The sequence below is a fragment of the Nonomuraea sp. B1E8 genome (assembly GCF_039871515.1).
GTDB lineage: Bacteria > Actinomycetota > Actinomycetes > Streptosporangiales > Streptosporangiaceae > Nonomuraea.
The window spans coordinates 927,794-950,078 of sequence record NZ_JBDPLS010000001.1 but is presented as its reverse complement, the minus strand read 5'-3'; the positions used below and the strand labels follow the sequence as shown (position 1 = coordinate 950,078).

Genomic DNA, 22,285 nt, shown 5'->3' with positions numbered 1-22,285 from the left:
GCCGTGCACGTACCTGATGGCTTCTTCAACGCAGTGACGTCGATCTCGGCCGGAGTCGTGGCGGCCGCGGGGGTCGCGGTCTGCCTGCGGGGGGCACGGCGCGAGCTCGACGACAGGACCGCGCCCATGGCCGGGCTCGTCGCCGCGTTCGTCTTCGCCGTACAGATGCTCAACTTCCCCGTCGCCGCGGGCACCAGCGGCCACCTGCTGGGCGGCGCGCTGGCGGCGATCCTCGTCGGGCCCTATACGGGCGTGTTGTGCATGGCCGTGGTCCTGCTCGTGCAGGGCGTGTTCTTCGCCGACGGAGGGCTGACGGCGCTCGGCGTCAACATCACGCTCATGGGCCTCGTCACCGTGCTGGCCGGCTGGGGTGTCTTCAGGCTGGTCACGGGGCTGGCCAGAGGCCAGGTGGTGGTGGCCGCGTTCCTGGCCGCGCTGGTCTCCGTGCCGGTCTCCGCGCTGGCGTTCACGCTGCTGTTCTGGATCGGCGGGACCGCGCCGATCGACGTGGGCACGGTGGCCGCCGCGATGGGCGGCGTACACCTGCTGATCGGCATCGGCGAGGGCCTGATCACCGCCGCGACCGTCGGCGCCGTCCTCGCCGTGCGGCCCGACCTCGTGTACGGCGCCGGCGGCCTGGCCAAGCCGCTGGTCCTGCGCGGAGCCGACGGCAGTGGCACCACCGTGGGCGAGCCCGAGCCGGCCCCGGCGGCCCCTGGCGCGCTCAGGCCGTTCCTGCTGGGCGGTGTCGGCGTGACGCTCGTGCTGGCCGGGCTCGTGTCGTTCTTCGCCTCCTCCTCGCCCGACGGGCTGGAGGCGGTCGCCGAGGACAAGGGCTTCATCGACCAGGCGGCCGACCACCTGTTCGGCTCGTGGGCGCTGGCCGACTACGGGGAGGTGGGCGGCGTCCCCGTCGGCGTCGCCGGCGTCATCGGCGTCGGCCTGGTGCTGGTGCTCACCGGGGCGGTGGCCTACGCGGCGCGGAGCCGTAACCAGGTCAAGGTGTGACACATGGGTGCCGGGCATCATCACCAGCTCTATCTGCCAGGTGGCTCGGCGGTGCACCGGCTGCCGCCGCAGTGCAAGCTGCTGGCGGTCCTCGCCTTCGCCCTCGTCGTGGTGGCCACGCCGCGCGAGCGGTTCTGGGCCTTCGCTGCCTACGCGGCGCTGCTCGGCGGTGTCGCGCTGGCCGCGCGGGTGCCGGTGGCGCACCTGGCGCGGCGGATGGTGATCGAGGTGCCCTTCGTGCTGTTCGCCCTCCTCATTCCGGTCATCGGGCTGGGCGAGCGGATCACCGTGCTGGGGCTCTCGCTGAGCGTGCCCGGGCTCTGGGCGGCCTGGAACATCCTGGCCAAGGCGACGCTCGGCGTGGCCGCCTCGGTCCTGCTGGCGGCCACCACCGAGCCGCGGGAGGTGCTGATCGGGGCGCAGCGGCTCAGGCTGCCGAGCCTGCTGGTGCAGATCGCCATGTTCATGCTGAGATACCTGGACGTGATCATGGATGAGATGCGGCGGATGCGGGTGGCGCGGGAGTCTCGCGGGTTCGAGGCGCGAAATATCCGGCAGATCCCGGTGGTCGCCCGATCTGCCGGGGCGCTGTTCATCCGGTCGTACGAACGGGGGGAGCGGGTGCATCTCGCGATGCTCAGCCGGGGATACTCGGGGCGGATGCCGATGATTCGTGATATTTCGGCATCTGTAGGCCAGTGGGGCACGGCACTCGCCCTGCCCGCCGCCGCCCTCGCAGTGTTGGGACTGTCCTTGTGAACTCTCTGGAAGTCAGGCAGCTCGCCTATGCCTACCCCGACGGCACGCAGGCGTTGTTCGGCGTCGACCTGTCGATCGCCCGCGGCGAGCGGGTGGCCCTGCTCGGCCCGAACGGCGCCGGCAAGACCACGCTCGTCATGCACCTCAACGGCATTCTCACCGCCGGTCACGGCAGCGTCACCGTGGCGGGCACCCCCGTACGCAAAGACACCCTCGCCGAGGTCAGGCAGCGCGTCGGCCTGGTCTTCCAGGACCCGGACGACCAGCTCTTCATGCCCACGGTCAGGGACGACGTGGCCTTCGGCCCGGCGAACGCGGGCCTGCGGGGCGAAGACCTCGACCGCGTGGTCAAGGACGCGCTGGAGCGGGTCGGCATGCTGGACGCCGCCGACCGGCCGCCGCACCACCTGTCGTTCGGGCAACGACGCCGGGTGGCGGTCGCGACGGTGCTCGCCATGGAGCCGGAGATCGTCGTACTCGACGAGCCCTCGTCCAACCTCGACCCGGCCGCCCGCAGGGAGCTGGCGGAGATCCTGCGCTCCCTGGACGTGACGGTGCTCATGGTCACGCACGACCTGCCGTACGCGCTGGAGTTGTGCGAGCGCGCGCTCATCCTCTCCGACGGGGTGATCGCCGCCGACGGCCCCACGCGTACGCTGCTCTCCGACGCCGAACTGCTGGCCAGGCACCGCCTGGAGCTCCCGTACGGCTTCGCCGTCCCTGTTGTGTGAGCTGGTTTGACGGGCGAAGCCCGTCTGTATCCGGCTACTTCGTAGTTTGTGCATGCCCGGTCTCCGGGGATGTCGAAGTACAGTGGCTCATCGAGGAGGGGCCAAATGAAGCTGCGGCTTGCACGACACGCCCTGGGCGATGCCGTGGTGGTGGCCGTTGAGGGTGAGCTCGACTTGTTCACCGCGCCGTTTCTGCGCGATGAGGTGCGTGACGCCATCAAACAGGACGGCGCCAGGCTCGTGCTCGACCTGCAGCAACTGTCGTTCATGGATTCGAGCGGCCTGTCGGTGCTGATCGAGGCATGGCGGCTGGCGACGGGGGAGGGCGGTGGCGTGTCCCTCGCGGCGCCGCAGGCGCCGGTGGCGCGCATCCTCCGCACGACCGGCCTCGACCGGCGGATCAAGGTGTACGCCGACGTCGACACGGCTGTGGGAGCAATTTAGCGGCCCCGAGTAGAACTTCATTCGGTCGGCGCGTTAGGGTCCGGGATATGGACGTGAACGGATCTGCAGCAATCATCTCCGGCGGCGCCAGCGGCCTCGGTGAGGCCACCGCCCGCGAGCTGGCCCGGGCCGGCGCGACCGTGGTCGTCGCCGACCTCAACGAGGAGCGCGGCAAGGCCGTCGCCGACGAGATCGGCGGCGTCTTCGCCAGGACCGACGTGTCGGACGACGCCCAGGTGCAGGCGGCCGTGGACGCCGCCGTGGCGACCGGCAAGCCGCTGCGCGTCATCGTCAACAGCGCCGGCATCGGCTGGGCGGAGCGCACGGTCAACCGCGAAGGCAACCCGCACAACCCGGCCTCCTACCGCAAGGTCATCGAGGTCAACCTGATCGGCACGTTCAACCTCATGCGCATCGGCGCCGCCGCCGTCGCCAGGACCGAGCCGGCCGACGCCGACGGGCAGCGCGGCGTGGTGATCAACACGGCCTCCGTGGCGGCGCTTGAGGGGCAGACCGGGCAGCTGGCGTACTCCGCCTCCAAGGGCGGCATCGTGGGCATGACGGTGCCCGCCGCGCGCGACCTGGCGGCGATCGGCGTACGCGTCAACACGATCTGCCCCGGCATCATCGACACGCCCATCTACGGCTTCAACGACAACGCCGAGGCGTTCAAGGCCAAGCTGGTGGCGCCGGTGGTGTTCCCCAAGCGCATGGGCCGGGCCGGCGAGTTCGCGCACCTCGTGCGGTCGCTGATCGAGAACGACTACATGAACGCCGAGGTCATCCGCTTCGACGGCGGCATCCGCTTCCAGCCTAAGTAACCCCGTCGGAAGGGTTGTCATGTCTGACGAAGTGCTCGTCGAGGAGTCCGGGAACGTCGCGATCCTCACGATCAACCGGCCGAAGGCGCGCAACGCCGTCAACGGGGCGGTGGCTCGGGGGATCGCGGCCGCCCTGGACGAGCTGGACGCCCGTCCTGAAATTTCGGCGTACGTGCTGACCGGTGCCGGTGGCACCTTCTGTGCGGGGATGGACCTGAAGGGGTTCCTGTCCGGCGACTTCCCCGTGGTGGAGGGGCGCGGGTTCGGCGGGCTGACCGAGTCACCGCCGAAGAAGCCGCTGGTGGCCGCGGTCGAGGGCTACGCGCTCGCGGGCGGGTTCGAGATGGCACTGGCGTGCGACGTCATCGTGGCGTCGTCGGCGGCCACGTTCGGGCTGCCCGAGCCCAAGCGCGGGCTGGTCGCCGGCGCGGGCGGCATCATGCGCCTGCCCCGCAGGATCCCCTACCACGTGGCCATGGAGATCGCCCTGACCGGCGACCACTACCCGGCCTCCCGCCTGTACGAGCTCGGCCTGGTCAACCGCGTCACCGAGCCAGGCGCTGCGCTGGAGGGCGCGCTCGAACTCGCCGGCAAGATCGCCGGCAACGCTCCGCTGGCACTCGCCGCGACCAAGCAGGTGATCATCGAGTCGCAGGACTGGCCGCGCGAGGAGATGTTCAAGAAGCAGGGCGCGATCATCAACCCGGTGTTCGGCTCGAAAGACGCCATGGAGGGCGCCGCGGCCTTCGCGGAGAAGCGCGCGCCCCGGTGGAAGGGCGAATAGCCGCGCCCCTCCCGCTCCCCAGAGGACGGGAGGGGCCTCTTCAACGCGCGCGTAGCTCTTCCTGGTTACGGTAAAGAAAGAGGGCAACGACTCCGGGAGAGGCGCATGAGCGACTATTCGGGTTCACGGTTCGATTCGGCCAGACGCGGCGCCGGCGCTCTCCTGTCCGGGGCGCTGAGCATGCTGATCGTCATGGTCGCCCTGCTCGCCACGATGTGGATCCTCGAGGGCGTCGACGTCGTCCTCAACGGCTCGCTCGACCAGTACGGCATCGTCGGCTGGGACCCTGACGGCCTGGTCGGCATCCTGCTCGCGCCGTTCCTGCACGGCGGCTTCGGCCACCTCATGGCCAACTCGCTGCCGCTGCTGATCCTCGGCTTCCTGGCCGGGCTGCGCGACGTCCGCAAGTTTCTCTGGGCCAGCCTGCTGATCATCCTGATCGGCGGCCTGGGCACCTGGGTGACCAGCCCCGGCGTCATCACGATCGGGGCCAGCGGCCTGGTGTTCGGCTATTTCGGCTTCATCCTGGCGCGCGGCGTGTTCGACCGCAGGCTGCTCGACCTCGCCATCGCGATCGGCGTGGGCGTCGCCTACTGGGGCATCCTGGCCGGCCTGCTGCCCAACCAGCCGGGCATCTCCTGGCAGGGCCACCTGTTCGGGCTGATCGGCGGCGTGGTGGCCGCCTGGGTGCTGCGCCGCAGGCGCGAGATCACCGCGAGCCCTTACTGACGCGACCGCCCTCCTGCCCGGGCGAGCAGGGCAGGAGGGCGGGCGCGGCGCGGGCTAGAGGCGCTCGACGACGTGGTCGACGCAGACCGTCAGCGCCTCGATGTCGGCCGGGTCGATGGCCGGGAACATCGCGATGCGCAGCTGGTTGCGGCCGAGCTTGCGGTAGGGCTCGGTGTCGACGATGCCGTTGGCGCGCAGCACCTTGGCCACGGCGGCGGCGTCGACGTCGTCGGAGAAGTCGATCGTGCCGACCACCTGCGAGCGGAACTCGGGGGCGGCGAACGGCGTGGCGTAGGACGACTTCTCCGCCCACGTGTAGAGACGCGAGCTGGACTCGGCGGTCCGGGCGGTGGTCCAGGCCAGGCCGCCGTTGCCGTTCATCCAGTCGAGCTGCTCGGCCAGCAGGAACAGCGTGGCCACGGCCGGGGTGTTGTAGGTCTGGTCCTTCGCGGAGTTGTCGATCGCGACCGGCAGGCTGAAGAACTCCGGCACGTAGCGGCCGGAGGCGGCGATCTCCTCGACCCTGGCCAGGGCGCGCGGCGACATGATCGCGATCCACAGGCCGCCGTCGGAGGCGAAGCTCTTCTGCGGCGCGAAGTAGTAGACGTCGGTCTCGGCGAGGTCGACGGGCAGGCCGCCGGCGCCCGAGGTGGCGTCGACCAGCACCAGCGCGTCGCCGGGGCCGCCCACGCGCTCGATCGGCATCGCGACGCCGGTCGAGGTCTCGTTGTGGGTGAGCGCGTAGGCGTCGACGCCGTCCTCGTCGACCGCGGCGGGGTGGGCGCCGACCTCGGAGGTGATGACGCTCGGCTCGCCCAGCCAGGGCGCCTTCTTCGTGACGGCGGCGAACTTCGAGGAGAACTCGCCGAACGACAGGTGTTGTGACCGGTCGCGGATCAGCCCGAAGGCGGCGATGTCCCAGAACGCGGTGGTGCCGCCGTTGCCGAGCACGACCTGGTAGCCCTCGGGCAGCGAGAACAGGTCGGCGAGCCCGGAGCGCACGCGGCCGACGAGGCCCTTCACCGGCTTCTGGCGGTGGGAGGTGCCCATGAGGCTCGCGCCGGAGGCTGCCAGCGCGGCCAGCTGCTCGGTGCGAACCTTCGAAGGCCCGCAGCCGAAGCGGCCGTCGGCGGGCTTGATGTCAGCGGGAATCACGATGTCAGCCACGTAGTGGAGCCTACCGAGCGCCGGAGAATGCCCTGGACCGGGGCCCGCATAGTGAGACATGATGAACCCCTTTCATTGATCGTTCGTTGGCTGAGCACGAGGACGGCACCGGCTGGAGGAGCGCCCAGATGGCCGATCTGCGCAGTGTCATCGAGAGGTTGATCCGCCGGCGTGCGCTCCTGCGCGCCGATCCGCCCCTGCCGACCGTGCTGGTGGTCGGCGAGCAGGCGCTCGCGGCGGTCGACCGGCTCGCCAAGCCGTTCGAGACCGCCGTCCCCTATGCCCGCGTCACGGACGGCGCGCACGAGTCGGTGCTCGACCTGGTGAGCTCGCTGGCAGGCGACGAGGACCACACCGGCAAGGCCCGGACCGACCGTGGCCGCCTAGGCAAGCCGGTGGGCGGGTCGCTGCTGCCGCCGCCGCGTTTCCCGCTCGCGCAGTTCGTGTTGTGGGCACGGGACAGGCCCGACGGCCGCGTCCCCGACCCGCAGTCGCACACCGACTACCAGGCCTACAAGAAGCGGCTGAAGGACTGGCGGCGCGGCATGGCCGGTGGCGGCGGCGACGACGTCAAGACGTCGGCCGACTTCCTGGCGCGCGCCGCCACGACCTGGGTGCCGGTGGGCACCCTGGCCGTCTGGTGGGCCGGTGGCGCCGCCGACCTGGTCGGGGTCATCCCCTGGCTGCTCGGCCTCATGGTGGCCCTGGGCGGCACCGCGGCGCAGGGCGTGTTGTCGATCAGGGGCTCGCTCTTCACCGGCTGGTTCAGCAGCGAGCCGAGCCTGAAGAGGCGGCGGTTCGAGCGGCTGCCCCAGTACGCGCTGCGCCTGGCGGCCGCGCCGGACGACGACATCGAGGAGTTGCTGGTCCACGCCCTGATGCAGGACCTGCACGAGGCGTACAAGAAGTGGATCATTCCGTGGCCGAGCTGGGGGAGAGGCCAGTACTGCCTCCTGGTCCTCCAGATCACCGATCCCGGGGGCACCAACGCGCGGTTCCTGCGGCTGATGGAGGAGATCACCAAGAAGACCGGCCTGTTCGTGCCGATGCTCGTGCTGGCGGCCGTGCCCGGCGGCGTGCCCCCGGCGCAGGCGGCGCCGAAGCCGCTGCACGACCTGGAGAAGGCGGTCGCGCAGTGGCGTAACGCGGCCAGGCTGGGTGTTCCCGAGCTGCGGCTGACCGTCGAGGCGACGGCCGTGCCTGCGGAGCCGCAGGACGATCCGTCGACGCCGCGCCGCAGGCGGGCCATGGCCTACTGGACGGTGATGGCGCTGCTGGTGGTCGTTCCGCTCTCGCTCGTCTATGTGATCCAGCGTGACAGGGAAGGGCACTGCGGCGGCCTGCCGTGGGTCGAGCGGATCGAGGAGGAATGCGTCGGCATCGTCAACGCGACCAGGGAAACGCCCGAGACCCTGTTCGACGGCGACGTGAAAACGCTGATCAAGAAGATCGACGAGAACAACCGCTACGCGATCGACTCCGGCCGGTACATCAGCGTGGTCCTGTTCGGGGAGTTCTCGATCAAGAAGACGGCGCAGGACGACACCCGGCTCGCCGGCGCGGTCTCCGAGCTCGCCGCGGTCGAGGAATATCAGCGTACGGTCACCAGCACCCCCCGGTTACACGTGCTGATCGCGAACGCGGGCGACAACTTCGACCACGGGCGCAGGACGGCCCAGCTCATCATCGACATGGCCGCGCAGGACCGGCACGTGATGGGGGTGGTGGGCCTGCCGCGCAGCGTGGCCGGCATCAGCGATGCGATCAGGGAACTGCACCTCGCGAAGATCCCGATGGTGTCGAGCACGGCGACGGCGGACCGGTTCGGCTACATCGGCAACCCCGCGCTGCCCGACCAGCCGGACGAGCCCTCCCCCTACTACTTCCAGGTGGGGCCGACCAACGTCCGCCAGGCGACGTTCGGCGCCCGGTTCGCCCGGCGGACCCTCCTGAAGGGCGTGGACGAACCGGCCGCGGTCATCGTCGAGGACCGCTCGCAGGGCGACGTGTACACCCTGAACCTGGCGGACGACTTCGAGAAGGCCCTGACGGACGAGGGCGCCGACGTGGAGCGGATCTCGTACACGGTCCAGCAGGGCGGCATCTCCTCCGCGGCGGGGAAGGCGTGCGCGCTCGACCCCGACGTCCTCGTCTACGCCGGGCGGGCGTCCGAGTTCCGCGCCTTCCTGACGGCGGTCGAGGGCAACGCCTGCGGCGAGGTGAAGGTGATCGCGGGCGACGACGTCGTCAAGGTGGTGTCCGACCACGGCGACGAGATCGCGAACACGAAGCAGGCCGAGGTCTACTACCTGGCGCTGGCGCACAGGGCGTTGTGGCCGCGCTCGTCGGCCACCGCGTTCGTCAGCAAGCTGCAGGACAAGGGGCACTCGACGGCCTCCGACGACAACCTCATCCTCACCTACGACGCCGCCGACGTGGTCTACCGCGCCGCCAACGCCGCCTACCAGGCGGCCGGCATGGCGGGAGGGGAGGGGGACGTGCAGCTGCCGAGCCGGGGCGACATCCTCTACCGGCTGGCCAGGACGTCGGGGAACGCCTCTTGGGCCGGATCGGGCGGGGTGGTGGGATTCGACCTCACGGAGCGGCACACGCCCATCGACAAGGCCATCGCGATCATGAAGGTGGAGAAGTCGGAATGGGGCTACAGCCGGCCCGTGAAGCGCTGCGGCCGGCTGGACACGAACGAACCGCCCACGAAGGATCCCCTGTGCGTGGACCTGCCGGACAAGTGACCTGGCGTACGGCTGCCGCAGTCCGCGCGGCAGCCGTACGGACTGGTGGTCAGTAGTTGCCGATCACCTCGTCGGCGCCCGGCACGTCGCTGAGTGGGCGCGACGAGGGCCCCGTGTAGGTGGCGCTCGGGCGGACGAGCCTGCCCGTCTTCTTCTGCTCCAGGATGTGCGCGGCCCAGCCGGCCGTGCGGGCGCAGGTGAACATCGAGGTGAACATGTGGGAGGGCACCTCGGCGAAGTCCAGCACCACGGCCGCCCAATATTCCACGTTGGTGGCGAGCACCCGGTCGGGCTTGCGTGCGTGCAGCTCGTCGAGCGCGGCCTGCTCCAGCGCCACGGCGACCTCGTAGCGGGGGGCGTCCAGCTCCTGGGCGGTGCGGCGGAGCACGCGGGCGCGCGGGTCCTCGGCGCGGTAGACGCGGTGGCCGAAGCCCATGAGCCGGTTGCCCTTGTCGAGCTCACTCTGGACGTACTTCTTGGCGTCGCCGAGCTGCTCGACGCCCTCGATCATGTGCAGCACGCGGGCCGGGGCGCCGCCGTGCAGCGGGCCCGACATGGCGCCGACCGCGCCGGAGAGCGCGGCGGCCACGTCGGCGCCGGTGGAGGCGATGACGCGGGCGGTGAACGTGGAAGCGTTCATGCCGTGCTCGGCCGCCGAGGTCCAGTAAGCGTCGATGGCCTTGACGTGCTTGGGGTCAGGCTCACCGCGCCAGCGGATCATGAAACGCTCGACGATGGTCTTGGCCTCGTCGACCCGGCTCTGCGGCACCATCGGCAGGCCCAGGCCGCGCGCGGACTGCGCGACGAAGGAGAGTGCCATCACGGAGGCGCGGGCGAGCTGGTCGCGTGCCTCCTGGTCGCTGACGTCGAGCAGAGGCTTGAAGCCATAGGCGGGAGCCAGCATGGCCAGCGCGCTCTGCACGTCGACGCGGATGTCTCCCGAGTGGACGGGAATGGGATAGGGCTCCGCCGGCGGCAGGCCCGGCTGGAACTTGTTGTCGACCAGCAGGCCCCAAACGTGCCCGAACGGGACACGGCCTACCAGGTCCTCGATGTCGACGCCCCGGTAACGAAGGGCGCCCCCTTCTTTGTCCGGTTCCGCGATCTCGGTCTCGAAAGCCACGACGCCTTCGAGGCCGGGTTTGAAGTCGGACATGCTTGGCCGCCTCCCTTTCTTGCCATGTCACGGCAATGCTCTGCTTACGGTCGTGGCCGCTTCGGGGTTCGTTGGCTTCGTGGCCTCGCTCTCTCGCCCCGAGCTCCACCGCTCTGTTGATGTCGAGATACCGGCGGGTCAATTTAACCCCCTCCCAGCTCACGGTCGGTCTCGGGACCCGCCGTAAGGCCAAAGCCGCTGGTGGGAGGGTCGTGTGGGATCCTCAGGAGGAGCGCGCAAGAATATCGTCCTGTGGATGCCACCCCGCGCCCGCCCGTGCTGGCTGGGCTACGCCGCACGTACGAAGGCGAGCCGCTGCTCGAGTCCGATGTCGCGCCCGACCCGATCGCGCAGTTCACCGTCTGGTTCCAGGACGCGCTCGACGCCGGGCTGCCCGAGCCCAACGCGATGATCCTGGCCACCGCCTCCGCGGGCGGCCGGCCGAGCGCCAGGACGGTCCTGCTGAAGGGCTACGACGAACGCGGATTCGTCTTCTACACCAACTACGAGTCCCGCAAGGGCCGCGACCTGGCCGAGAACGCCCGCGCGTCCCTGCTGTTCCCCTGGCATCCCCTACGCCGCCAGGTGCGGGTCGAGGGCACCGTGACCCGGATCCCGCACGAGGAGTCGGCCGCGTACTTCCGGTCCCGCCCGTACGGCTCGCGCATCGGCGCGTGGGCCTCGCGGCAGTCGGCGGTCGTGCGCTCCAGGGAGGAGCTGGACGCCCGCTACGAGGAGCTGGCGGCACGCTGGCCGGAGGATCCGCCGGTGCCCGACTTCTGGGGAGGTTTCCGGGTGGTCCCGGTGGAGGTGGAGTTCTGGCAGGGGCAGCTCGACCGGATGCACGACCGGCTCCGCTACCGGCGCACGCCACCCCGGTGGGTTCTGGAGAGACTGGCCCCTTAAAGTTCCCTAAGTGGCATTCGGGGAGCTGGTCAAACGTCATGTGGTGGACACCCGGCCGCTGGGCGTGCCGGCCTACCGGCGGATCTGGCTCGGCCAGGCCATCTCGCACGTCGGCGTCGGCGCCACCGTCGTGGCCGTCGGCCAGCAGGTGTGGGAGCTGACCCACTCCTCGTTCTACGTGGGGCTGCTCGGCATGGCCAACCTCGTGCCGCTGATCGTCTTCGGCCTGTGGGGCGGGGCGGTGGCCGACGCCGTCGACCGGCGCAAGCTGCTCATCGTCGGCTCGGTCATCGCCTGGGCGGCGACCCTGCTCATCCTCGTGCAGGCGCTGCTCGACCTGCGCGACATCTGGCTCATCTTCGCCGCGGTCGCGCTCAACGCCACCGGGTTCGCGATCACCGGGCCGACCAGGGGAGCGATCATCCCCCGGATCATCGACCGCGAGCTGGTGCCGGCGGCCAACGCGCTCAACTCGCTGGTGTTCAGCATCGGCGCCGTGGCGGGCCCGATGGTCGGCGCGGTGGTGCTGGCGTCGGGAGGGTTCGCCGCGGCGTACGCGGTCGACGCCCTGCTGTTCGCGGGGAGCCTCTACGCGGCGCTCAGGCTGCCCTCACTGCCTCCGCTGGGCGAAGTGACCCGTCCGGGTGCCAGGGCCGTCCTGGAGGGCCTCAGCTTCATCGCCAGGAGCCCGGTGCTGCTGATGTCGTTCGTCGTCGACATCATCGCGATGGTGTTCGCCATGCCGCGGGCCCTCTTCCCCGAGCTGACCGCCGACCGGTTCGGCGGCTCCATGATCGCGCTCGGCTGGATGACCTCGGCCATGGCCATCGGGTCCGTCGCCGGCGCGCTGTTCTCCGGCTGGGTGGGCCGGGTCTCGCGGCAGGGGGTGGCCCTCGTCGTCGTCATCGCCGTGTGGGGGCTCGCCGTCGCGGCCGCGGGGCTCGTGCACGAGCTCTGGCTCGTGGTCACGTTCATGGCCGTAGGAGGGGTGGCCGACGTGATCTCGTCGGTGTGGCGGCAGTCCATCCTGCAGCTGTACGCGCCCGACGAGATGCGGGGGCGGCTGCAGGGCGCGTTCATGGTGGTGGTGGCCGGCGGGCCGCGCCTGGGCGACCTGCGGGCCGGGGCCACCGCGACGGCGTTCGGGCTGAGCGGCGCCTGGGTGGGCGGCGGCATCGCCTGCATGGTGACCGTGCTGGTCGTCGGGCTGTCGGTGGCGGGCTTCAGGAACTTCCGCGCCCAGCAGACCGCCCAGGACACCGGTAAGGCGCCGGGCACCGACCAGACGGCGCAGGAAACCGGCTAGGCGGAACCCGGAGAGTGGTCAGGCGGCCAGGACACCGGTCAGGCAGCACCCGGAGGCCGGTCAGGCGGCGCCGGCCGCGGCCCGCAGGTCCGCCAGGAAACCCTCGTACGCGTCGTCCCTGTCGGGCGCGCGCAGCACGGCCGACGGATGGACGGTGGCCACCGCGAGCGCGTCGCCGAGCGGCACCGGCTCGCCCCGCTGCCTGGTCACCCGGAACTCCCGCCCCAGCAACGCCCTGGCCGCCGTCGCGCCGAGCACCACGACCACTTTGGGGCGTACCACGGCCAGCTCCGCGTCGAGCCACGGCCGGCACGCGTCGATCTCGGCGGCCGTCGGCTTCCGGTGGATCCGCCGCTTGCCCCGCGGGGTGAAGGAGAAGTGTTTGACGGCGTTGGTGAGGTAGACGGAGTCCCGCTCGATCCCGGCTTCCTGCAACCCTCTGTCCAGGACGCGGCCCGCCGGGCCCACGAAGGGGTGCCCCTGCCGGTCCTCCTGGTCGCCCGGCTCCTCGCCGACCAGCATGAACACCGCCCGCCTCGGCCCCTCGCCGAACACGGTCCGGGTGGCGGCGCGATAGAGGCCGCAGCCCTCGCAGCGGGCCGCGGCCTCGCGCAGCGCGTCGAGGTCGAGCCGCTCGGGAAGGAACCGGGCCGCTCCGATGTTGCCGTCCATAACCATCGTCGGTCGTTCTCCCACTAGGCTTCTCGACTCCTGTGCCCGCTGCGGACGGGCCCAGTCCCCGCCACGACCGGCGTAGCATTCAGTTGGGAGGACTGCCTTGACCGCACACGGCCTGATCGACACCACGGAGATGTATCTCCGCACGATTTACGAGCTCGAGGAGGAGGGCATCGTCCCGCTCCGTGCCCGCATCGCGGAGCGCCTCCAGCAGAGCGGCCCCACCGTGAGCCAGACCGTCGCGCGCATGGAGCGTGACGGCCTCGTTCGCGTCGAGGGTGACCGGCACCTGTCCATGACCGAGCTGGGGCGCACGCTGGCCACCCGCGTGATGCGCAAGCACCGCCTCGCCGAGTGCCTGCTCACCCAGGTGATCGGGCTCCCGTGGGAAGAGGTGCACATCGAGGCGTGCCGCTGGGAGCACGTCATGTCGGAGTCGGTGGAGTCGCGCCTGGTGACGCTGCTCGACAACCCCACGGTCTGCCCGCACGGCAACCCCATCCCGGGGCTCGGCGAGCTGGGCGCCAGAGAGGCGGCCGAGTCCGGCGACAGCGGGCTTACCACGATGTGCGATGTCGCGGGGGTCAGGGAGACACCCGTCGTCATCCGTCGAATTAGCGAACAAGTGCAAAGCGATCCCGCTGTGATGCTTAAACTCAAGCAAGTTGGGATACAACCCGGACGCGAGGTGACGCTCGCGGCGAGCGACGATGGTGTGCGGGTGACAGGTGACGGTGACAGCGACGACACTCCCGCGGAGCTTCCGCGTGATGTCGCCGCGCACGTTTTTGTCTCCAAGCGCTGACGCGCGCGCGGCTGCTTGGTTGAATCCCACCTGGGAGGCCCTCCACTCTCCCCTGGCCAAGACTGTTGCAGGAGCGCCCGTGGTCCGCTTTGCAGACACGCCACCCCGAGAGGTGGTCGCCGGATGAAGCGATGGGGGGATCTGTCACAGGAACCGGCTGATCACCTTGGCGCCGGGTCCGTGCTCGACCACGCCGAGATGGCGGTGGTCGTCACCGACCGTTTCAGCAACCTGCTCTACTGGAACCCGTTCGCCGAGAAGCTCTTCGGCCACACGGTCGCGACATCGGCGCGTGACACCTCCGTCCTGTCCCTCGGGATCATGGAGAAGGACCACCCGCTCGCCATCGAGCTGGCCAAGCACGTGCTCAAGGGCGGCGTGTGGGAGGGCACGTTCGACGTCAGGCGCGGCGACGGCACCATCGTCTACGTCCGCGCCCAGGCCGTGCCGCTGCGCCACGAGTCGGGCTCGGTGACGGGCATCGTCATCCTCGCCCGCGAGGCGCTGCGCAGCAACGAGCGCGAGAAGGACCGGTTCGGGCTGCTCGAGCGCATCGGCGAGCGGCTGGCCGGCTCCCTCTACGTCGAAGAGACGCTCAAGCGCGTGGCCGAGATGCTGGTCCCGCAGTTCGCCGACCACTGCTTCATCGAGTTGACGGAGGGCGATCGGCTCGTCCGCCGGGTCTCGCAGCACGTGCAGGGGTGGGCGCCTCCGTTGGGCACATGGAAGCCGGTGGGCGCGGAGATCCGCTACCCCGCCGGCCACTACGCCGACACCGCGCTGCGCCGCCAGGAGACCATCCTGGTCGAAGACTTCTCCAACAGCAGTTTCCCCGCCCCCACCGAGAGCAGCGCGCGGTTGTGCGGCGAGATCGGCATGACCTCGGCCATCGTCGCCCCCCTGACGGTGCGCGGCGAGACGCTGGGGCTGATGTACCTCGGCCTGTCCAACCTGACCGACCGGCGCAGCCCCCACTACGACGCCTTCGACCGTGACTTCGTGGGCGCCATCGCCACCAGGGTCGCGCTCGCGATCGACAACGCGCTGCTGTTCGAGGAGGAGCGCCACACCGCGGAGTCGTTCCAGAAACACCTGCTGCCCAGGGCGCTGCCGCAGCTCGACGGCCTGCAGATCGCCGTGCGCTACTACCCTGCCGCCCCGCTGGCCTCCCACGGGCAGGGCATCCAGACCCAGGTGGGCGGCGACTGGTACGACGTGATCCCGCTGTCGGCCGGCCGCGTCGGCATCGTGATCGGCGACGTCGAGGGCAGGGGCGCCAAGGCGGCGGCCGTCATGGGGCAGCTCAGGGCCGCCCTGCGGGCGTTCGCGCAGGACGACAAGTCGCCCGCCGACATCCTGGCCAGGCTCGACGAGTGGACCCGCATCATCGCCACGCCCGAGCAGGACGACAGCGGCGCCGACATCAGCATCCCGCCCATCGTGACCTGCCAGTACCTCGTCTACGACGCCTGGTCGCGCCAGCTGTCCTTCGCCAACGCCGGCCACGCGCCGCCGCTGCTGCTCGTCGACGGCCAGTGCGTGGAGCTCGACATCGAGGAGGTCGGCCAGCCGCTCGGGGTGCGCGCCAAGGGCCTGCACGCCGACCTGGTCTACAAGGAGGAGACCCGCACGCTCCCGCCGGGCGCGGCGCTGCTCCTCTACACCGATGGCCTCGTCGACCGCCGCCCTGGCCGCGACGGGCATCCGCCGAGCGAGGAGGAGACGCTCGGGGTGCTCTGCGAGGCGCTGACCAAGGTGTCCGGAGCCGAGGCCGAGCGCATCGCCGACGTCGCCACGGTCGCGGTGCCCGGCGAGATCGACGACGACATGGCGATCCTCGTGGTCCGCTCCAGCGACGTCGATCTCGACGTCGAGGAGCGCACGTTCCCCGCCCAGCCCATCATGGTGGGCGATGCGCGGCGCATGGCGTCGGAGGCGTTCGCGGGCTGGAACGTCCCTGAAGAGCGCGCTGAGCTGGCCTGCTTGCTCGTCTCCGAGGTCGTGACCAACGTCGTGCTGCACGCCGCCACCTCCAGCGTGCCGCGCAGGGAGCTGGTCGTGGAGGGCCCGCCGCTGCCGTTCGAGGAGTCGTGGGACGTGCCGGGCCTCGATGACGAGGTGGTCGGCGACAAGGAGTTCACGCTGCGGCTGCGCAGAGGCGAGGAGTCGGTCTGGGTCGAGGTGTTCGACCAGGACCTCCGCCTGCCCCGCATCCGCAGCGCGGGCGAGAACGACGAGGGCGGGCGCGGCCTTTACCTGGTCGATCAGCTGGCCAGACGCTGGGGGTCGCGACCTACCAGGGAAGGCAAAGCCGTCTGGTTCGAGATTCCCACGCGCAGCAGGTGAGTGATTCACTGGGCGAATGGAGCTGGCCTTCGAACGACGGGGCGCCGGCGCGCCGCTGATCCTCATCCACGGCATCGGTCACCACTGGCAGGCGTGGACACCGGTGATCGACAGGCTGGCCGCCGCCCGCACGGTGATCGCGCTCGACCTGCCCGGCTTCGGCGCCTCGCCGGGGCTGCCCGAGGGCATCCCCTACACCGCCGAGTCGCTGGCCGACGCGGTCGAGTCGTTCTGCGCGCTGCTCGGCGTGCGCGAGCCGCACGTGGCGGGCAACTCGCTCGGCGGCTACATCGCGCTCGAGCTGGCCTCGCGCGGCGTCGTACGCACGGCCACCGCGTTGTCGCCGGCGGGTTTCTGGTCGCGTTCCGAGCTGGTCTACTGCCAGTCGGTGCTGCGTGCCCTGCGGGCCTCGGCCAGGGCGATGCCGCAGGGGCAGGTCGTCAGGACGGCGGAGAACCCGGTGCTGCGGGCCGTGTCGGCCGGGGTGCTGGTCGCCCACCCGTCCCGGCTGTCGCCGACGGCGCTGATCGCGGCCACGAAGGCGCTGGGCCAGGCGAGCGGCTTCGACGAGACGCTGGAGTCGTTCTCCGGTCTGATGCCGCCCGCGCCGCCGAAGTCGCCCATCTCGATCGCGTGGGGCGAGCACGACCGGCTCCTGCCGCGCCGCCAGGCGGTGCGCGCGGCCCGCTGGTCGGGGCAGCGGGTCAAGCTGCTGAAGGGGTGTGGCCACGTGCCGATGAGCGACGACCCCGGCCTCGTGGCCCGCGTCATCCTGGAGACGTAGCGAACTACACCTTGGTCTGGCCCCAGACGAGCAGCATGGCGATGATGAAGACGATCATGATGCCGGCGTAGCCGACCGGCCCCATGCGGAACGCCCGGCGCACGCGGTTGAGGCCCCACGCGACCAGCAGCGCCAGGAAGACCAGGAGGATCAGGCCGCCGTCCATGTCGTCCAGTATGCGGCGTGGGCGGGCTTCCCGCGCGGTGACAGGTCAGAATCCGAAGGAGCGGCCGATGATCTCCTTCATGATCTCGGTGGTGCCGCCGTAGATGGTCTGGACCCGGCTGTCCATCCAGGCCTTGGCGACGGGATATTCGGTCATGTAGCCGTACCCGCCGTGAAGCTGGAGGCACCGGTCGATGACCTTGGTCTGCACCTCGGTGGTCCACCACTTGGCCTTGGCCGCGTCGACCGCGGTGAGCTGCCCGGCGTTGAGCGCGCGGATGCACCGGTCGACGTAGTGGCGGGCGATCTCCGTCTCGGTGGCCAGCTCCGCGAGGACGAACCTGGTGTTCTGGAACGACCCGATGCTCCGCCCGAACGCCTGGCGGGTCCTGCAGTATTCGATGGTCTGCTCCAGTACGCCCTCCGCCGCGGCCACCGCCGCCACGGCGATCGACAGGCGTTCCTGCGGCAGGTTGTTCATGAGCTGGACGAAGCCCTCGCCGTCGTTCGGCCCGAGGCGGTTGGCGACGGGCACGCGTACGTTGTCGAAGAAGAGCTCGGCGGTGTCCTGTGCCTTCATGCCGATCTTGTCGAGGTTGCGTCCGCGCTCGAACCCCTCCATCCCCCGCTCCACGACGACCAGAGTGGTGCCCCTGGCCCCGGCCTCCGGGTCGGTCTTGGCCACCACGACCACGAGGTCGGCGTTGATGCCGTTGGTGATGAACGTCTTCTGACCGTTGACGACGTAGTGGTCGCCCTCGCGGATGGCAGTGGTCCTGATGCCCTGCAGGTCGCTGCCCGCGCCGGGCTCGCTCATCGCGATGGCGGTGATCAGCTCGCCGCTCACGAAGCCGGGCAGCCACCGCCGCCGCTGCTCGTCGTCGGTCAGATCCACCAGGTACGGCGCCACGACGTCGTTGTGCAGCGAGAAGCCGAGCCCGGTGGCGTTGTTCCTCATGAGCTCCTCGACGATCACCGCGTTGTAGCGGAAGTCCCGGATCCCGGAGCCGCCGTGCTCCTCCGGCACCGAGAAGCCGAACATGCCGAGCTCGCCGGCCTCCTTCCAGACCTCGCGGGGGACCACGCCGTCCTTCTCCCACCGAGCGTGGTGCGGCACGACCTCGCGGGCCATGAACGCGCGCACGGTCTCGCGGAAGAGGAGGTGCTCCTCGTCGAAGAGGTCTCGCTGCATCAGTCGCCTCCGGAATAGGGTTCTGTTACTGCGAGGTATACCCCTTTTCCTCGTACGGCGGGAGCTGCGGACACGGGTTCATCACAAGTGGTCGGAGATGGTGGGTTCGGTAGGTAGAGCGGGTGTTTTCGACTCTAAGATCTACCGTCGGCGTATTTGTGGCTGATCGGAGTCTCCCGTGAGTCGATGGCGCAAGGCGTTGATCGCCGCATCGGTCGGCGCGGCCGCTTCCACCGCGTTCGTCGTGACCTCCTCCATCCCCGGCCAGGCAGAGACCTCGCTGGTGGCCATCTACCGGTGCGAGGGCGGGATCGCCGGTGCCGGAGTCGACATCGAGGCCACGATCACGCCGCAAATCGAGGCCGGCGGGCTGATGAACGTGCGCTGGGGCATCTCGTACAAGGGCGATCAGAGGTTCGGCTCGCCCGGGTTCTTCCCCGCGGGCTCCTCTCTCGACCTCGAAGGCGTCGTGGACATCAGCGGCGCCTGGGTCGGCCAGTTACGGCCGAGGGGCGGCCAGGAGCAGGCCGAGCTGGTGCCGGGCGAGTTCCTCGAACTGCCCGAAGGGCTGTCCGACCAGGGATCCATCGGGCGTTCCGGAACGGTCCGTTTCAAGCCCGGCGCACTGACCGTCAGGTTCACACCCGCCGAGGGCGAGGTGATGGTCAACAACGACGACACGTCGAACATCACGTACTCGCCTAGCTGGACAGAGGAGGGCACTGCGGAGGAGTTCGGCGACCACCTCTTCGACCTGCACACGACCAACACGCAGAATGCCGTCGCCAGGCTGGATTTCACTGGCACGAAAGTCGCTTACATCGGCAGGCGCGAACGCGACCTCGGCAAGATCCAAGTGAAGCTCGATGGCGAGACCGTCACCGACCCCCTGGTCGAGCCGGGCAAGGACCGCAGCGGGACTCCGATGACGGGCACCGCGTCCAAGGAGGTCCTCTGGGAGTCGCCCCAGCTCGCCTACGGGCCGCACTTCCTGGAGATCGTCAACACCGAGGAGAAGGTCGCCTACGTTGACGCGTTCAGGGTGACGGTCAGCGACATCACCGAGCCGCCGGCCCACGACCAGGCCGAATGCGAGCTCCAGGGTGACCCCGGTGCCATCGACGTCACCGTGCCGGGGCCGACGGGGGACCCGACGGACGATCCCACGGAGGATCCTGACGAGGACCCGACGGACGACCCGGACGACGACCCCAGTGACGAGCCGACCGACGAGGACAGCACGCCTCCGGAGGGTGACTCCATCGGCGGCGATCACGTGGCCGTGGTTCCCACGGGTTCCAGTTCGAGCTCGTCCACGCCGAAGAGCAGTTCCAGCCCGACCGCGACCCGGTACTACCGGGCGCAGGTGCCCAAGACGCCCAAGGGCGGTGTGGACAGCGGTGAGGCGCCCGCGACCGCCGAAGGGCCGCCGCTCGGGCTCATGACCAGCGGAGCCGTGCTGATGGCGGGAAGCGTCGGTGGCGGCGTGTTGCTGCGCAGGCGCAGGGCCGCGCACGCGGGAGGAACGCGCTGATGACCGAGGGGACGACGCCGATGCAGCGCGCGCTGCCCGGCCTGCTGATCGCCGGCTCGCTCGGCGGGGTGGGCATCGTCATGGTGACGCTGCTCTCGCTGGCTCCGCCCGTGGACGACGGCTCGGGGCCGCTCGCGGCGCCGGTGGCCGCGCAGGAGACGCCGACGGAGGCCCCGACGAAGGCGCTGGCGGGGAACGCGGGCGCGTTCGTGTTGCCGACCACCGTCGGGCCCGGGGGCAAGGACGTGCCCCTGACGCCGGCCCGCCTGGACGCGCCGCCCCCGCTGGCCGCCGCACCGGTGGTGCCCGCCATCCCGAAGGCCAAGAAGAAGACCACCACCAAGGTACGGCCGACCCGCATCAAGATCCCCAAGATCAAGGTCAACGCCTCGATCCGGTCCGTCACCCTGGACAAGCAGGGCAAACTCGGCACCCCGCCGCTGAGCAAGGCGGACCTGACCGGCTGGTACCGCCACTCGCCCCTGCCCGGCGAGCTCGGCCCCTCGATCATCAACGGCCACGTGAGCACCCGCAAGGGCCCCGCCGTCTTCGACCGCCTACGCGAACTGGCCAAAGGCGACCAGATCTACGTGTACCGCTCGGACGGCAAGGTCACCCGCTTCACGGTCAGCGGGATCGAGCAGGCCAGCAAGAACTCGTTCCCGACCAAGCGGGTGTACGGGAACACCACCAACTCCCAGATCCGGCTCATCACGTGTGGCGGGGTCTACAACAAGACGACCCACCACTACACGGACAACATCATCGTGTACGCGACGTTGTCGAAGAAGAAGGGCTGACTGGCCGATTTCTGGGTTTACGGGAAAGTTGACAGGGACAGATCATAAGATCTCAACCTAACCGTGACCAACGGCTGGAATTCTGGCACGACTGTAGTGACTGCTGTGAAACGGAGATGGACCCGTGCTTAAGTCCCAGGCGTGGCGCCGCCGCGCCCAGAAGACCTTCGCTGTGGGATCCATGGGGTCGCTTGTTGTCTTCGCCGGCTCAGCCTTCATCATGGCGACACCGGGCGTCGCGTCGGCGGATGTAACTAAGACGTTCGCCTACACGTGTAGTGGCGGGCCGTTCAGCAACACCTCCCTTACGGTCACGCTTAGCGGGCCCGACTCGGTGACGGCAGGCCAGACCTTCGATGTCAAGGTGAACGTCCCAACGCTTAACGTGCAGAATCCGCCGGACGCAGCAGCTCCACTGCAGGTCACTCTGGATCTGGCGCCGACAGGTGGCACCGTTTCTGACTCCGGCGCTAAGCAGGGATCGCAGGTCCCGACAAACGGGTCCGTGCCGGCGAGCAACGTCGCGTACAAGATCGCGGTGAGCTCCGGCACGACAGGCAAGGTGAGCGTGAAGCCCGGCGCACTAAGGCTTGCCATCGGCACCGCAACCAGCGCTACGACGTGTAACCCGAGCTCTACTACCGATGTCCTGGACGTGCCGATTGGCACAGGGAACGGCAATGGCACCGACATCATCGACTATGACTGTCAGCTGGCCAACAACGCCACCGCAAACGGCTACCCCGCCGATGCCAAGATCAGGGTCACGCTGACGATGCCGACCAACGCGAAGGCCAACGCGGACGCCTCGATCACCTGGGCCAGCGCCTTCCAGTCCACCAGTGACCAACTCGAGATTCCCACCGGCTTCCCCACCACCAGCCCTAAGATCTACGCGAACATCAAGGCGAGCGGCGCCGGAGCCCCGGCCACCGCCAGGGGAGAGGCTGCCCTCACGAACGTGCAGGCCGGCCAGAATCTCACCACGCTGCCGAACGTGACCGTCAAGATCAAGCCCACCAGCACAGGCACCGTGACGGTGACCCCGGGCGATCTGGCTTTCGGTACCTCCGCGACCTCGCCCGCGATCAAGTGCACGGCTCCCACGTCCGGTCTCAAGACCTACACCTTCACGGTGGCCAACGGGACAGCGTCGCCCAGCCCGAGCCCCAGCCCCACACCCTCGAACACCAGTCCCCGGCCGACGACGACCCATACGCGCACGCTGACGATCACCCCCACGCCGAAGACCACGCCCACGAGGAAGTCCCAGACTCCCAAGGCCGGGGCCGACACGGGCGCGGGTGGGACGATGGGGCCTGACGGCCGGTTGTTCATCCTGACCGGCACCGCGATGATAGGAGCGGCCGCCGTCGGTGGCCTGCTCATGCGTCGTCGTTCCATCAGAGGTTGACGG

Annotated in this window: 21 protein-coding genes; 16 read left to right on the top strand and 5 right to left on the bottom strand. The window is 69.9% G+C overall.

Going from position 1 to position 22,285, the window contains the following annotated elements:
- Positions 1 to 3 precede the first annotated feature (3 nt).
- The 7 genes from ABGA98_RS04445 (at position 4) to ABGA98_RS04415 (ending at position 5,276) form a co-directional block, all read left to right on the top strand.
- A complete protein-coding gene (locus ABGA98_RS04445; RefSeq protein WP_347616852.1) occupies positions 4 to 1,008 on the top strand; it encodes an energy-coupling factor ABC transporter permease in 1,005 nt (334 codons plus the stop codon).
- Between the two features lie 3 nt (positions 1,009 to 1,011).
- Positions 1,012 to 1,767: a cobalt ECF transporter T component CbiQ gene (cbiQ, locus tag ABGA98_RS04440; protein ID WP_347616851.1), complete on the top strand. Its 756-nt coding sequence runs from the start codon at positions 1,012 to 1,014 to the stop codon at positions 1,765 to 1,767.
- Complete coding sequence (locus tag ABGA98_RS04435; protein WP_347616850.1) at positions 1,764 to 2,498, top strand: ABC transporter ATP-binding protein; 735 nt, start codon at positions 1,764 to 1,766, stop codon at positions 2,496 to 2,498. The genes cbiQ and ABGA98_RS04435 overlap by 4 nt, the downstream gene beginning before the upstream one ends.
- Positions 2,499 to 2,603: 105 nt before the next feature.
- Positions 2,604 to 2,942 (top strand): STAS domain-containing protein, encoded by a 339-nt coding sequence (locus tag ABGA98_RS04430; protein ID WP_347616849.1) that lies wholly within the window; start codon positions 2,604 to 2,606, stop codon positions 2,940 to 2,942.
- Positions 2,943 to 2,989: 47 nt separating this feature from the next.
- Positions 2,990 to 3,763 (top strand): SDR family NAD(P)-dependent oxidoreductase, encoded by a 774-nt coding sequence (locus ABGA98_RS04425; RefSeq protein WP_347616848.1) that lies wholly within the window; start codon positions 2,990 to 2,992, stop codon positions 3,761 to 3,763.
- A gap of 19 nt (positions 3,764 to 3,782) precedes the next feature.
- Positions 3,783 to 4,547 carry a crotonase/enoyl-CoA hydratase family protein gene (locus ABGA98_RS04420; RefSeq protein ID WP_347616847.1) on the top strand — a complete coding sequence of 255 codons (765 nt, stop codon included), beginning with the start codon at positions 3,783 to 3,785 and terminating at the stop codon, positions 4,545 to 4,547.
- 105 nt (positions 4,548 to 4,652) lie between these two features.
- The gene (locus ABGA98_RS04415; protein ID WP_347616846.1) at positions 4,653 to 5,276 is read left to right on the top strand and encodes a rhomboid family intramembrane serine protease; all 624 of its coding nucleotides are present in this window, start codon (positions 4,653 to 4,655) and stop codon (positions 5,274 to 5,276) included.
- A gap of 54 nt (positions 5,277 to 5,330) precedes the next feature.
- Here the strand turns inward: ABGA98_RS04415 and serC are convergent, their stop codons facing one another.
- Positions 5,331 to 6,443 (bottom strand): phosphoserine transaminase, encoded by a 1,113-nt coding sequence (gene serC, locus ABGA98_RS04410; protein WP_347616845.1) that lies wholly within the window; start codon positions 6,441 to 6,443, stop codon positions 5,331 to 5,333.
- An 86-nt stretch (positions 6,444 to 6,529) separates the two neighbouring features.
- On the opposite strand from serC, the gene ABGA98_RS04405 reads away from it, so the two are divergent.
- Positions 6,530 to 9,196, top strand: a complete 2,667-nt coding sequence (locus ABGA98_RS04405) for a hypothetical protein (RefSeq protein WP_347616844.1) — start codon at positions 6,530 to 6,532, stop codon at positions 9,194 to 9,196.
- Between the two features lie 49 nt (positions 9,197 to 9,245).
- Here the strand turns inward: ABGA98_RS04405 and ABGA98_RS04400 are convergent, their stop codons facing one another.
- Positions 9,246 to 10,352, bottom strand: a complete 1,107-nt coding sequence (locus ABGA98_RS04400) for a citrate synthase 2 (protein WP_347616843.1) — start codon at positions 10,350 to 10,352, stop codon at positions 9,246 to 9,248.
- 252 nt (positions 10,353 to 10,604) lie between these two features.
- On the opposite strand from ABGA98_RS04400, the gene pdxH reads away from it, so the two are divergent.
- Both pdxH and ABGA98_RS04390 read left to right on the top strand, forming a co-directional pair.
- The gene (gene pdxH / locus ABGA98_RS04395) at positions 10,605 to 11,258 is read left to right on the top strand and encodes a pyridoxamine 5'-phosphate oxidase (protein WP_347616842.1); all 654 of its coding nucleotides are present in this window, start codon (positions 10,605 to 10,607) and stop codon (positions 11,256 to 11,258) included.
- 10 nt (positions 11,259 to 11,268) lie between these two features.
- Positions 11,269 to 12,564 (top strand): MFS transporter, encoded by a 1,296-nt coding sequence (locus ABGA98_RS04390; RefSeq protein ID WP_347616841.1) that lies wholly within the window; start codon positions 11,269 to 11,271, stop codon positions 12,562 to 12,564.
- A gap of 60 nt (positions 12,565 to 12,624) precedes the next feature.
- On the opposite strand, the gene ABGA98_RS04385 is transcribed toward ABGA98_RS04390, so the two are convergent.
- Entirely contained in the window at positions 12,625 to 13,236 is a 612-nt protein-coding gene (locus ABGA98_RS04385; protein ID WP_347616840.1) for a UdgX family uracil-DNA binding protein, read from the bottom strand.
- Between the two features lie 106 nt (positions 13,237 to 13,342).
- Between ABGA98_RS04385 and ABGA98_RS04380 the strand changes: the two genes are divergently transcribed.
- From ABGA98_RS04380 to ABGA98_RS04370, 3 genes are all read left to right on the top strand, one after another.
- A complete protein-coding gene (locus tag ABGA98_RS04380; protein WP_347616839.1) occupies positions 13,343 to 14,047 on the top strand; it encodes a metal-dependent transcriptional regulator in 705 nt (234 codons plus the stop codon).
- A 123-nt stretch (positions 14,048 to 14,170) separates the two neighbouring features.
- Complete coding sequence (locus ABGA98_RS04375; protein ID WP_347616838.1) at positions 14,171 to 16,393, top strand: SpoIIE family protein phosphatase; 2,223 nt, start codon at positions 14,171 to 14,173, stop codon at positions 16,391 to 16,393.
- 16 nt (positions 16,394 to 16,409) lie between these two features.
- Complete coding sequence (locus ABGA98_RS04370; RefSeq protein WP_347616837.1) at positions 16,410 to 17,177, top strand: alpha/beta fold hydrolase; 768 nt, start codon at positions 16,410 to 16,412, stop codon at positions 17,175 to 17,177.
- 4 nt (positions 17,178 to 17,181) lie between these two features.
- Here the strand turns inward: ABGA98_RS04370 and ABGA98_RS04365 are convergent, their stop codons facing one another.
- Positions 17,182 to 17,343 carry a hypothetical protein gene (locus ABGA98_RS04365; RefSeq protein WP_347616836.1) on the bottom strand — a complete coding sequence of 54 codons (162 nt, stop codon included), beginning with the start codon at positions 17,341 to 17,343 and terminating at the stop codon, positions 17,182 to 17,184.
- A gap of 45 nt (positions 17,344 to 17,388) precedes the next feature.
- Positions 17,389 to 18,534, bottom strand: a complete 1,146-nt coding sequence (locus tag ABGA98_RS04360) for an acyl-CoA dehydrogenase family protein (protein ID WP_347616835.1) — start codon at positions 18,532 to 18,534, stop codon at positions 17,389 to 17,391.
- Positions 18,535 to 18,712: 178 nt separating this feature from the next.
- Between ABGA98_RS04360 and ABGA98_RS04355 the strand changes: the two genes are divergently transcribed.
- From ABGA98_RS04355 to ABGA98_RS04345, 3 genes are all read left to right on the top strand, one after another.
- Positions 18,713 to 20,068, top strand: coding sequence for a hypothetical protein (locus ABGA98_RS04355; RefSeq protein ID WP_347616834.1), 1,356 nt, complete (start codon positions 18,713 to 18,715; stop codon positions 20,066 to 20,068).
- Positions 20,068 to 20,868 (top strand): class F sortase, encoded by an 801-nt coding sequence (locus tag ABGA98_RS04350; protein WP_347616833.1) that lies wholly within the window; start codon positions 20,068 to 20,070, stop codon positions 20,866 to 20,868. Before ABGA98_RS04355 ends, ABGA98_RS04350 begins: the two co-directional genes overlap by 1 nt.
- Before the next feature lie 124 nt (positions 20,869 to 20,992).
- Positions 20,993 to 22,282, top strand: coding sequence for a hypothetical protein (locus tag ABGA98_RS04345; protein WP_347616832.1), 1,290 nt, complete (start codon positions 20,993 to 20,995; stop codon positions 22,280 to 22,282).
- Positions 22,283 to 22,285 lie beyond the last annotated feature (3 nt).